At 66.7% G+C, this 12,175-nt stretch carries 6 protein-coding genes and 2 pseudogenes; 5 read left to right on the top strand and 3 right to left on the bottom strand.

Annotation, left to right across the window (positions count from 1 at the left end):
• Positions 1 to 1,109, bottom strand: a 1,109-nt coding sequence (locus D477_RS14015; RefSeq protein ID WP_005270363.1) for a phosphotransferase, incomplete at its 3' end; no start/stop codon positions are given.
• 166 nt (positions 1,110 to 1,275) lie between these two features.
• Between D477_RS14015 and nudC the strand changes: the two genes are divergently transcribed.
• The gene (gene nudC / locus D477_RS14010) at positions 1,276 to 2,226 is read left to right on the top strand and encodes an NAD(+) diphosphatase (protein WP_043847051.1); all 951 of its coding nucleotides are present in this window, start codon (positions 1,276 to 1,278) and stop codon (positions 2,224 to 2,226) included.
• A 17-nt stretch (positions 2,227 to 2,243) separates the two neighbouring features.
• Positions 2,244 to 4,348 (top strand): annotated as a pseudogene (locus D477_RS14005) (ATP-dependent DNA helicase UvrD2).
• Here D477_RS14005 and D477_RS14000 read toward each other — a convergent pair.
• Positions 4,345 to 5,424: a TOMM precursor leader peptide-binding protein gene (locus D477_RS14000; RefSeq protein ID WP_005270357.1), complete on the bottom strand. Its 1,080-nt coding sequence runs from the start codon at positions 5,422 to 5,424 to the stop codon at positions 4,345 to 4,347. The pseudogene D477_RS14005 and the gene D477_RS14000 overlap by 4 nt on opposite strands.
• Before the next feature lie 136 nt (positions 5,425 to 5,560).
• Between D477_RS14000 and D477_RS13995 the strand changes: the two genes are divergently transcribed.
• Positions 5,561 to 6,187 (top strand): M48 metallopeptidase family protein, encoded by a 627-nt coding sequence (locus D477_RS13995; RefSeq protein WP_052510791.1) that lies wholly within the window; start codon positions 5,561 to 5,563, stop codon positions 6,185 to 6,187.
• Here D477_RS13995 and D477_RS13990 read toward each other — a convergent pair.
• Positions 6,184 to 7,593: a zinc-dependent metalloprotease gene (locus tag D477_RS13990; protein WP_005270354.1), complete on the bottom strand. Its 1,410-nt coding sequence runs from the start codon at positions 7,591 to 7,593 to the stop codon at positions 6,184 to 6,186. The two genes, D477_RS13995 and D477_RS13990, sit on opposite strands and share 4 nt — an antisense overlap.
• Positions 7,594 to 7,857: 264 nt before the next feature.
• Between D477_RS13990 and D477_RS13985 the strand changes: the two genes are divergently transcribed.
• Together D477_RS13985 and D477_RS13980 are read left to right on the top strand one after the other, a co-directional pair.
• The gene (locus D477_RS13985) at positions 7,858 to 8,964 is read left to right on the top strand and encodes a YlbL family protein (protein WP_005270352.1); all 1,107 of its coding nucleotides are present in this window, start codon (positions 7,858 to 7,860) and stop codon (positions 8,962 to 8,964) included.
• 236 nt (positions 8,965 to 9,200) lie between these two features.
• A pseudogene (locus D477_RS13980) lies at positions 9,201 to 12,136 on the top strand (UPF0182 family membrane protein).
• The last annotated feature ends 39 nt before the right edge of the window (positions 12,137 to 12,175 follow it).

Genomic DNA, 12,175 nt, shown 5'->3' with positions numbered 1-12,175 from the left:
TTGTCGCCGCCCGCGTCGCGGATGAGGACCACAGACTCGCCGCCGTCGCGCGGGCCGGGAATCCGGACAGCGTCGCCGGTGCCGCCGGCCGTTGGCGCTGCGGCAGGTCCATCATCCATCGCCGAAGACGCGTCAGTCGCCGGTGCCCGGTCGGGCATTGCAGGCGGGGACACCGGGACCGGAGGCAGCTCGACGCTGATCGGCTGGCCACCGTACTCCCGGATGTCGGCTTCGAGTTCGCGCAGCATCTCCTCGGCTTCGGCCACCATTTCGGCATCCTCGGCGGCTATGCCCCGCACCAGCCACTGAGCCAGGGCGAATTCGGCGGCCAAGGCCGCGCGGCGCATCAGGTGCGGATCGACGGGCTCCTGACGGTACTTGTTGTACGACTCCAGGACCACGTCCGCGAAGGACTGTTCGTGGACCGCGATCAGCCATGCGAAGTCGTCCGCCGGGTCACCGATCCGCAGGTCGGTCCATCCGGTCACTGAAGTGACCAGTCCATCGGAAATTTGCAAGTTGTCTTCATGCAGGTCCCCGTGCACTACGCAGGGATTGAACTTCCACAGTGTGACGTCCTCGAGTGCGTGTTCCCAACGGCGCAGGAGGGCCGGCGGAATCTTGCCAGTCGTCGCCGCCTGGTCCAGCTCATTCAGCCGGCGGGTACGGAACTCGTCGGCGGTATAGCTGGGCAAGTCAGCCCTATCCACCATCTCCTGCGGCAAATCATGGATTCCCGCAATCGCCCGCCCGATCTCGGTCGGCACGCTGCCGCCCTCGGCCACCAAGGCCTCCAGCTCCATGGTTGTGCCCGGAACGTGATTGTAGACGAAGGACCTCAGGTCGCCGCGTTGCACGGTGCCCGCAACGGACGGAACCTGGAAGGACAGCTCGGCCCGGATACCGGGCGTGAAGGACCGCAGGACCAGCAGCTCCGTCTCCAGCCGCATGCTGGCCTCCGCATGCTTCGGGGAGCGCACCCGCCACTGCTTGCCGGCGTCGTCAATGACCACAGCCGATGTGAAGTCCGCCGCATCATCGGGCGCACCTGCTACTCCGGCAGGCGAAAGCCCCGGTACGGCCGCGCTGGCCAGGGCAGCCAGTTCCATAGGTGTCCTTCTCACAACTCCACCGTAAATGGAGAATGAAGCCGCAGCCGGTCGCTCCCGGCGGCGAGTCGCAAGTGATGGAGCTCGCGCATGATGGAACAGCGGTTCTCCCCAACCCGACTGGCCGAATATCGGCCGTCCGCCGGCACTTAGTACGGTAGAGGGTATGAGCACGACGACGCAGGCAGCCGGATTTCCACCCTTGGGCGAGCTGATGCTCGCACGGAGCACCATGGACCGGGGCTGCGAGCGCCGCGCAGACCCCGGTCTGCTGCCTGGCATTTGGGGTGCCGAGAGCACGGTCGTGATGCTTATTTCGGCCGGCAAGACATTGATCCGCGACCAGCGGATTGTGCTGCTGCCGTCGGCCGGACGCACGCTGCCGGAACTGGTGGTGTATTTGGGCCGCGCCGAGGAAGGATCCGACGTTCCCGCGGGCACTGACATCGTGCTGGAAGTCGTGGGGGCAGAGGACAGGGAAGCGTACGACGGCGACTGGCTGGGGCTGCGTGATGTGGCCACTTTGCTGTCGGGCCAGGACGCCGGGCTCTTTGTCGAGGCGGCGGCCGTTTCCAACTGGCACGCTACCCACACGCACTGCCCGCGCTGCGGGGCGGCCACCGAGATCGAGTCGGGCGGCTGGGTCCGGCGCTGTCCGGCAGACGGCAGCGAGCACTATCCGCGCACGGATCCGGCCATCATCGTCTCAATCGTTGATGAGCAGGACCGCCTGCTGCTGGGCAATTCCGCCGCGTGGCCCGCTGGCCGGTACTCGACGCTGGCTGGCTTCGTGGAGCCGGGAGAGTCGCTGGAAGCGGCCGTGATCCGCGAAATCCAGGAAGAATCCGGCGTCGTGGTCCATTCCCCGCAGTACCTGGGATCACAGCCGTGGCCATTTCCGTCCTCCCTCATGCTCGGCTTCACGGCAACGGCAACGGGCACGGCGACCCGGGCGGACGGCGTCGAAATCATGGATGTGCGCTGGTTCACCCGGACCGAACTCGCGGCGGCGATCGAAAGCGGGGAAGTCCAGGTAGCCAGCGGCATTTCGATAGCCCGCGCGCTGATTGAGCGCTGGTACGGCGGCCCGCTGCCCGAGCCGAAGGAAGGACGCTGAGCGTGGCGGTGCCGGAAATGGCAGCCGGTTTGGAAGAGCGGATCCTCGGAGGGCTCGACGACGAACAGCGTCTGGTGGCCTCGACACTGACCGGACCGATGTGTGTCCTGGCCGGCGCAGGCACTGGCAAGACCCGGGCCATTACGCACCGCATCGCCTATGGCGTGCACTCGGGCGTGTACAAACCGCAGCAGGTCCTCGCCGTGACCTTTACGGCGCGGGCAGCAGCGGAGATGCGTTCGCGGCTGCGGGACCTCGGCGCGGGCGGTGTCCAGGCGCGCACATTCCACGCCGCTGCATTGCGCCAGCTTCAGTACTTCTGGCCGCAGGCAGTGGGTGGACAGTTGCCGGGCCTGCTGGACCACAAGGCGCAGGTCATTGCCGAGGCCGCGCGCCGTCTTCGGCTCTCGGCCGACCGGGCCGCCATCCGCGACCTCGCCGCCGAAATCGAATGGGCGAAGGTTTCCATGCTGACCCCGGACGGCTATGTTCGCGCCGCTGAGGGCCGGAACGAACCGGCCGGGTTCGACTTGACCACGGTGGCCCGGCTCTTCCAGGCCTACGAGGACGTCAAGACAGACCGGAACATCATCGACTTCGAAGACGTGCTGCTGATCACCGTTGGCATCCTGCAGGAGGACGCCCGGATCGCCGCCGAGGTCCGCGGCCAGTACCGGCATTTCGTCGTCGATGAATACCAGGACGTCTCCCCGCTGCAGCAGCGCCTGCTGGACCTATGGCTCGGAGAACGCCAGGAACTGTGCGTGGTCGGGGATGCCAGCCAGACGATTTATTCCTTTACCGGAGCGACCTCGCGCCACCTGCTGGAGTTCACCCGGAAATTCCCTTCCGCCTCCATCGTCAAGCTCGTGCGGGACTACCGGTCGAGCCCTCAGGTGGTCCATCTGGCCAACTCGCTGCTGGCCGAACGCACCCGCCAGCCGCGCCGCGGAGTGGATCCGTGGCCGGAGCCGCTGGAGCTGATCGCGCAGCGGCCGGCCGGGCCGGAACCGTCCTTTACTGAATGCTCCGATGACGAGGCGGAGGCGGCCCAAGTGGCCGAGCGGATCAAGGGACTGCTCTCCGACGGAGTGCCGGCCAGCGGGATCGCGGTGCTGTACCGGACCAACGGCCAGTCCGAAGCCTACGAACAGGCGTTGGCAGCCGCCGGCATCGGCTACCAGCTTCGTGGGGCGGAACGCTTCTTCGCCCGGCGCGAGGTACGCGACGCGATGCTGCAGCTGCGGGCTAGCGCCCGGGCGGCGGGCACGGACCGGTGCCGCAGCTGGTACGCGACGTGCTGGGCAACCTGGGCTACACCGAGCAGGCGCCGCAGTCCGGGGGAGCTGTGCGGGAACGCTGGGAATCCCTGGCGGCGCTGGTCGCGCTCGCGGATGAACTCGACGCCGCGCGCGGCAGTGCGGCCGGCGCCGTCTTTACGCTGCAGGACCTTGTGGTGGAGCTGGAGGAAAGGGCCGCCGCCCAACACGCGCCAACAGTCCAGGGCGTCACTCTCGCCTCGCTGCACTCCGCCAAGGGACTCGAATGGGACGCCGTCTTCCTCGTCGGCCTGAGTGAAGGACTCATGCCGATCTCGTTTGCCGATACGAATGACGGCGTGGATGAGGAACGGCGGCTGCTGTACGTCGGCATTACCCGGGCCCGCCAGCATCTGGCCCTGTCCTGGTCGCTGGCCCGGACGCCCGGAGGCCGTGCCCACCGGCGGCCCTCGCGGTTCCTGGACGGGTTGCGGCCCCGATCTTCCTCCGCGGCGCCGGCGCGGACCTCAGCCGGTGCATCGCGAAAGCGGCAGGCGGCACCGGCCAAATGCCGGGTTTGCGGCACGCTGCTGGTCAGCGGTGCCGAGCGGAAGGTAGGCCGGTGTGGCAGCTGCCCGCCGACCTACGAGGAAGCGACGTTCGAAGCGCTGCGTGAATGGCGCAAAAGCATAGCGCAGGAAACATCCATGCCGGCGTTCGTGGTTTTCACCGACGCGACGCTGACCGCGATCGCCGAGGCCCGCCCGCAGTCGCTGCAGGAACTCTCGCGGCTGGCCGGCGTCGGGCCTTCCAAGCTTGAACGCTACGGCGAGGACGTCCTGCGCATCCTCGCCGGCGCTTAGGACGCCTGCTTGGACCGGCGGAGGTCCGGCTGGAGCTGGCACACGCATGCACTGTGCGGTTCGTACTCGTGCCTGCCCACGGTTCCATCGGCGCTGCGCAGCTGCAGTACGGCAGACCAGGCAGCGGGCCGGTTCCTGCCGTCCAGGAAGAGCAGCGCCTGGAGCGTCGCGATGCCCGCGGCAGCGATGGACTGGGCCACTTCGTCTACGGCTGGGAGGCCGGCCGAATCCGACTGGCGCAGCAGCCCGGAAATTTCGTTCCAGTCCCGGTCCTTTTGCGCCTGGTGGCGGTCCACGCAGTCCAGGCACGCGGTCTCTCCCGGGACAACCAGCGGACCCACCAGCGCGTCGGATTCACGCAGCAGCACGGCAAGGTGCGGATTGCCGCCCTCGGCCAAGGCCAGCGCGGCGTCCGGCGACGGCACATCCCGGTCCGTGTAGACCACAAGATCCAGGAACCTGGGCCGCTTCGCCGCGGTTCCGGGTGCCGTCGTGTCCGGCATAATATGTGCCGAAGCCGTTGGGTCGATATGCGCAATCATCTTCCGCGCCGCCTGCGCCCGATTGAGCCCGACATCCGCCAGCCGGTAGGCCCCGGAGCCGACATCGGCAGGGCCTACGGCCGCCATGTCCTCAAGCAGCAGCGTTCCCACGCCGGCCGCCGCCAGCCCGCAGGCGATGGCGCCGCCGGTGCGGCCCAACCCGATCAGGTGCACGGCCGCGCTGGCCCGCTGGCTCAACAGCTCGGCCGTGTCGGAGCCATATACCGCCGACCAATAAGCGGCATCGGGGGCCAGCCGATCCGCCCGCAGCCCGGTCAGCCCTGCAGGGGGCGGGACGACCAGCACCGGCTTCAGCATCGCCAGGAGCGCACGTCCGCGCTCAGCGCTGATGCCGCACTCTTCGGCGGCCGCTTCAAGTTCGCCCTCCGGCAACCCGCGGCGCAGCAGGTGCAGGAACTTCCGGTCCGCGCCGTCCATGCCGCCGATCACTACGCCACGGGACCCGTAGCCAATCTGCACCGAGTCCACTCGCTCGACCAGCCGCAAGCCGGGATTGATCCTGTACGACGCCATAGTTGCCTCCTGCCGGTGGTGGGGGATTCCCATGCTGGCACGGACGCACCTGGGGCGTTCGGAGTTATCCACAGCTTGGGGCCCTAGGGCGTGCACGTGGTGCGGAGGCCCCGCGGCTCACGATAACGTCGAGGGCATGCGAAACGGAGACAGCGGCACCGCCGTGCGGACAGCCGGCAGGGCCAGGACGGAATGGACCACGGCGGACGGCAAGCCGGTCTTGGTCAAGCGCTCGGACCGGCGCCGGCGCACCATTTCGGCGACCTGGAGCGGCGAGACGATGGTCGTCTCGCTGCCCGGCCACCTGACGGCCGCCGAGGAACGCGAGTGGGTGCCGAAGATGATTGCCAGGCTCGAGGCGCGCCAAAGCAAAGGCCAGAAGCGGCTAGCCGCCGGCGACCAGGAACTGATGGCACGGGCCCTTGAACTCTCGAGGAAGTACCTGGACTCCCGGGCCGCACCGCAGAGCATCCGCTGGGTCTCGAACCAGAACGGGCGCTGGGGCTCAGCGACGCCCGCAAACCGCACCATCAGGATCTCCGACAAGCTCGCCGGCATGCCGGACTGGGTGGTCGACTATGTCATCCTGCATGAACTGGCGCACTTGCTCGAGGCCGACCACGGTCCGGCATTCTGGAAGCTGCTGCAGCCCTACCAGGACTTGGAACGGGCCAAGGCCTTCCTGCACGGCGTGGACTATGCCAGGGCCAAGGGCTTCGCGAACGACGGCGGGGGCCCGGGCGGGGTGCCGGACGCCGACTAGGCTTCGGGCGCCTTCGGGTCCTTGTCCGGCCCGTTGGATTCGTCGTCGTTCCCGGAATCCTCCCCGGTGTCCGGGGCGTCGAATCCGCCGGAAAGCAGTTTCTGCAGGGCTTCATCGACCTGGGCGTCGGTCGCCTCCAGCAGCTCCCGGCGCGAGCTGAACCCGGCGGGATCATCCAGGTCTTCCGGCGTGGGCAGCAGGTCCGGATGGTGCCAGATGGCGTCCCGGCCGCTGACGCCCCGCTCCTCCTTCAGCGTGGCCCAGAGTGCCGCCGCATCGCGCAGCCGGCGCGGCCGCAGTTCCAGCCCGACCAGGGCGGTGAAGGCATGCTCGGAAGGTCCGCCGGTCGCACGGCGGCGGCGGGCCATCTCGCGCAGTGCCGCAGCCGAAGGCAGGTTGGCTGTGGCCGCTGCAGTCAGTTCGTCGACCCAGCCTTCGACCAGGGCCAGCGTGGTTTCGAGCTTCAGCAGTGCGGACTCCTGTTCCTGCGTGCGCTGCGGCATGAAGACGCCCTGCGAGAAGGCGTTCTGCATGCTCTCAGGATTGGTCGGATCGATTTCCCGAGCCACCTCTTCGATGCGCGACATGTCGATGTGGATGCCGCGCGCGTAGCTCTCGATGGCACCCAGCAGGTGTCCGGCCAGCCAGGGCACGTGCATGAACAGCCGGGCATGGGCAGCTTCCCGGACCGCCAGGAACAGCCGGATCTCGGACTCGGGAATGTCCAGTCCCTCGCCGAAAGCCTTGACGTTGGTCGGCAGCAGGGCCATCTTGCCCGCCGCCAGCGGGAGGCCGATATCGGTGGAGCTGACCACGTCCTTGGCCAACGCGCCCACGGCCTGGCCGAGCTGCATGCCGAACAGGGCGCCGCCCATGTTCTGCAGCATGGACCGCGCGCCGCCGAGCATCTCCTTCATTTCCTCCGGGACCTGCTCGGTCATCGCCGACGTCAGGGCGAAGGCGATGCTGTTGGCTACCGGCTCGGTCAGCCGCTTCCATGTATCCAGGGTGGCTTCGACCCACTCCGCGCGCGACCAGGCCCTGCCGATCAGTCCCGTGCCCTCGAAGTCGGTCACCGGGTCCAGCCAGATCTCGGCCAGCCGCAGGGCCTCGTCGACCTCGCGTGACTGGGCGGTGGTGATGGACGGATCGTTGTCCGAAGCTGCAACCCTGCGTGCGCTCTCGTGCGCCAGCTTCCAGTTCACCGGTCCCTCGTCCCCGGCGCTCATCATCGCCTGGACCTGCTGGAACATCTGGGCGAGCATATTGGGATCCGACGGAAGTCCCGCGGCCTTGGCCATTTCCGCCGGATCCATGTTGGCTCCGTCGGCGCCAAAGAGCTTGGCGAACATCTCGGAGAGCGGATCCTGGGGATCGTCGCCGTTGTTGGATGGTTTCGACGTCATCACTACCACCGGTCCTCGTGGGGGTTGCCTCTGGTGAAGGCACGGTGCAGCCGCTGCGGCTGCCTGTTTCTGGTTCCACGTTACCGGTAGCTTTCCGGCGCTGTCGCGCGGAGGAGCGCAGGGTTCGCTCAGGGCAAATCAGGCCGGCGCGGACTCTGCCGCGCGCGGTACCGTTCCTGCCAGCCGGTCCAGCTCAGCGATGCGCGTAGGCTTTGAACAGGACAATTTCCCCACCCCCCAACCCCGTTGCCGGAAGGAACACCATTGACCGACCTGACCCAGCCGACCACTGACGGCCAGCAGCTGCCTCCGGCGCTGCGTCCGCCACGGAACCGGCGCAGGACCGTCATGGCGGGAGCAGGGGTCGTGGCTGCCGGCCTGGGGCTGGCCGGCTTGCTGCTGCCGGCACCGTATGTCATCGAGACGCCCGGGCCATCGTTCAACACCATCGGCGCCGTCGATGACCAGACCCTGATTGAAATTCCCGGGCAGAAGACCTATCCCACGTCCGGCAATCTCGACCTGACGACCGTCTACATGAGCGGCGGCCCGCGGAATCCGGTCCGCTTTTTCGAAGTTGCAGCGGCCTGGCTCGATCCGGACCAGAGCGTCGCACCCGAGGAGCTGGTCTACCCGCCTGGTGTTACCGGCGAGGAAATCCAGGACCAGAACGCGGCGGCGATGACGTCCTCCCAGGAAAGCTCGGTGGCAGCTGCTTTGGAGCATCTGGGGGTCGACTTCGAACAGAGCCTTTCCGTCGTCGGTTTTGCCCAGGATTCCGCCGCGAGGGGAGTGCTGCAGATGGATGACGTGCTCCAATCCGTCAACGGCAAACCCATCACGGGAATCGATGTGCTGCGCCAGGAACTGAACGCCGGCCAAGGCAACCCCGTGGAGCTGGGCGTACGCCGGGCAGGGGAGCGCATCACTGTGGAGGTTACCCCCAAAGCCAACGACGACGGCGACTTCCAGCTCGGCGTCCTGCTCGGTACGGATTTCGATTTCCCATTCGACGTGAACATTCAGTTGGACAACGTCGGCGGTCCCAGCGCGGGGCTGATGTTCGCGCTGGGCATCGTCGACAAGCTGACGCCCGGAGAGATGACCGGAGGCAAGCACTTCGCCGGAACCGGCACCATCGATGCTGCCGGGAACGTTGGTCCGATCGGCGGCATCGTGCAGAAGATGGACGGCGCGAGGCAGCAGGGCGCGACGGTTTTCCTGGCTCCGGCCGGAAACTGCGGGGAAGTCGCCGGGCGGGTGCCGGACGGTATGCAGGTCGTCAAGGTGGAGAACCTGGACGGTGCCGTTGAAGCCGTCGAACAGCTGGGCCGTGGCGGAGGCGCCGCCGGGCTGCCCTCCTGCGGCTGAAAGTCACAATCGGGTGTCGGATCCGGCCCTGGCCGGGATCGACTTCGCGCCTGTCAGGGGCGCAAGGCAGAATGGAAGGCAGCGGAACCTCCTGGCTTGCGCATTCGTGGAACTACCGGAGGGTTTTGTGCCCGCGCACGAATCGCCGTGATGCTCAATGCATGCAGACAATGAGGTAGAGAGTGACTTTCGGATCAGACCGGCCCTATGACGACCGGCCAACAGCACCAAGTCCGCTGAGGAAGAAGCGTTCGCCCCTGGTTCCCACCCTGATCGTGGTGGCCGCCCTGGTGGTCGGCTTTGTCTTCTTCTCCCAGGTATATGCGGACATCCTCTGGTATGACCAGTTGGGCTATCTGGAAGTCTTCCTGAAAGAGAACGGTACGAGGATCGCCATCTTCATCGTGGCCTTCCTGGTCATGGCCACGGCGGTCTATCTGAGCCTGCGGCTGGCCTACCGCTCCCGGCCGGTCTACGCCCCGGACAGCGCGTTGCAGGACAACCTCAACCGGTACCAGGAGCAGCTGGAACCGGTCCGCAAGCTGCTGATGATCGGCATTCCGGTGGTCCTGGGCGGCTTCGCCGGCACTGCCGCCGCGTCCGCTTGGCAGACGGTGCTGCTGTTCTTCAACCAGGAGCAGTTCAACCAGCAGGATCCGCAGTTCGGCCTAGACTACAGCTTCTACCTGAACACTCTGCCTTTCCTGGGCTTCATCACTGGTTTCCTGGTCAGCGTGGTGCTGATTGCGGGAATTGCGGGGCTGCTCACGCATTACCTTTACGGCGGCATCCGGTTAGAGGAAAAGGGCTTCTTCGCCTCGAACGCCGCGCGGATCCACGTCGCCGTGTTCGCCGCGCTCTTCCTGGTCCTCCAGGGCGTCAATTACTGGCTGGACCGCTACAGCACGGTCCAGTCGAATTCCGGGTCCTGGACCGGTGCCCTGTACACCGATGTGCACGCGGTCATTCCGACGAAGGCGATCCTTTCGGTGGCAGCCATCATTGTCGCCATTCTGTTCATCGTCGCCGCGGTGATGAATCGCTGGCGCCTGCCGCTGGTTGGCACCGCAATGCTCGTGGTGACCGCGATCCTGGCCGGCGGTGTCTACCCCTGGGTGGTCCAGCGCTTCCAGGTCACCCCGAACGAGCGGAACCTGGAAGCCGAATACATCGAGCGCAATATTGCGCTGACCCGGATGGCCTACGGCCTCGAAGACACTGAAGTTACCTCCTACGACGCCACGGTGACCGCGGAGGCGGGCGCCCTGCGCCAGGATGCGGAGACGACCGCGAACATCCGACTGCTCGATCCGAACCTGGTCTCCGATGCCTTCGCCCAACTCGAACAGTTCCGCCAGTACTACCAGTTCTCCGACACGCTCAACGTGGACCGCTACGCGATCGACGGAGAAGTGCAGGACACTGTCATCGCCGTGCGCGAGCTCAACACCGGCGGCATTCCTTCGGGCTGGGTGAACGAGCATGTCCTGTACACGCACGGTTATGGCGTCGTAGCCGCAGCCGGTTCCCGGGTCGAGGCGGACGGCAAGCCCTCCTTCCTGCTCAACGGCATTCCCTCGACCGGTGTGCTGGGCGATGACTCCACCTACGAGCCGCGCATCTATTTCGGCGAGTTTTCGCCGGACTACTCCATCGTCGGCGCCCCGGAAGGGGCCGCACCGGTGGAGATTGACCGTCCCCAGAGCGCGGGTTCGGACACGGAGTCCCGCAATACTTTTGCCGGGGACGGCGGGCCGAACATTGGAAACTGGTTCAACCGGCTCGTTTACGCCCTGAAGTTCCAGTCCACGGACTTGATGCTCTCCGACGCGGTCAACTCCGACTCCCAGATCCTGTACGACCGGAATCCCAAGGATCGTGTCGAGAAGGTTGCCCCGTACCTCACCGTGGACGGCAACCCCTACCCGGCCATTGTGGACGGCCGCGTCAAGTGGATCGTTGACGGCTACACCACCAGCGAACACTTCCCGTATTCGACGCCGCAGCAGCTGGAACAGGCCACGCAGGACACCCAGACCGCTGAAGGCCGTGCCGTGGCGCTGCCACCGGAAGACATCAACTACATCCGGAACGCGGTCAAGGCGACGGTGGACGCGTATGACGGGTCCGTCGACCTGTACGCCTGGGACGACCAGGATCCCTTGCTCAAGGCCTGGGACAAGGTCTTCCCGACCACGCTGAAGCCCTACACCGAGATGTCGGCCGAACTGATGGCGCACGTGCGCTACCCGGAGGACCTCTTCAAGGTCCAGCGCGAACTGCTGGCCCGCTACCACGTCACGGACGTTGGACGGTTCTACGAGAACAGTGATGCCTGGAGCGTGCCGACGGATCCGACCCTCGGTGCCGAGACGGATGTCAAGCAGCCGGCGTACTACCTGTCGCTGAAGATGCCCGGACAGGACGCCGCCGCATTCTCATTGACCACCCCCTTCATCCCGTTCGTCGCGCCGGGCGAAGAACCGCGCAACGTCCTCTATGGCTTCCTTGCCGCCGAGGCGGACGCCGGGACCGGCGAAGACGGCGTGAAATCCGAGGACTACGGCAAGCTGAGACTGCCAATGAACTGCCGCGGGAAATCACCGTGCCCGGCCCCGGCCAGGCACAGAACCTCTTCAACTCGGACACCACGGTGTCGCAGGCGCTCAACCTGCTGCGCCAGGGCGCTTCCGAAGTGATCAACGGCAACCTGCTGACCCTTCCGGTCGGCGGCGGTGTCCTCTACGTCCAGCCGGTCTACGTCCAGTCCTCCGGAGCGTCGTCCTACCCGACCTTGCGGCGCGTGCTGGTGAGCTTCGGTGAAGAAGTCGGCTTCGCGCCCACGCTCTCCGAGGCGCTGGACCAGGTCTTCCAGGGCGATTCGGGCGCCACCACCGGGGACGAGGAGAACGTGGGGGAGACCCCGACCGATCCCGAGGCTCCGGCTGAGGCAGTCGATGCCCAGCAGGCCCTGCAGGATGCCCTGCAAGCCGCATCCAACGCGATCCAGGAAGGCGAGGCAGCGCTGGCCGAGGGCGACTTCGCCGCCTATGGCGAGGCCCAGGAACGGCTGCAGGCGGCGCTGCGCGACGCCATCGAAGCCGAAGCCGAAATCACCGGAGAAGCGCCTCCTGCGGAGGGCGGCCAGCCGAGCCCGTCGCCGACGGAGTAAGACACTCGATTTGCCTCGCCACCCCGCGGCCTGTAATGT

Origin of the sequence: Arthrobacter crystallopoietes BAB-32, assembly GCF_000328305.2 — a bacterium.
Lineage (GTDB): Bacteria > Actinomycetota > Actinomycetes > Actinomycetales > Micrococcaceae > Crystallibacter > Crystallibacter crystallopoietes_A.
The sequence above is the reverse complement of the archived record's forward strand: the minus strand, read 5'-3'. Positions and strand labels throughout refer to the sequence as shown.

Excerpts from the sequence above, each read along its gene's own strand:
- nudC (WP_043847051.1), top strand. The coding sequence starts at position 1,276 with ATGAGCACGACGACGCAGGCAGCCGGATTTCCACCCTTGGGCGAGCTG.
- D477_RS14000 (WP_005270357.1), bottom strand. The coding sequence starts at position 5,424 with ATGGCGTCGTACAGGATCAATCCCGGCTTGCGGCTGGTCGAGCGAGTG.
- D477_RS13995 (WP_052510791.1), top strand. The coding sequence starts at position 5,561 with ATGCGAAACGGAGACAGCGGCACCGCCGTGCGGACAGCCGGCAGGGCC.
- D477_RS13990 (WP_005270354.1), bottom strand. The coding sequence starts at position 7,593 with ATGACGTCGAAACCATCCAACAACGGCGACGATCCCCAGGATCCGCTC.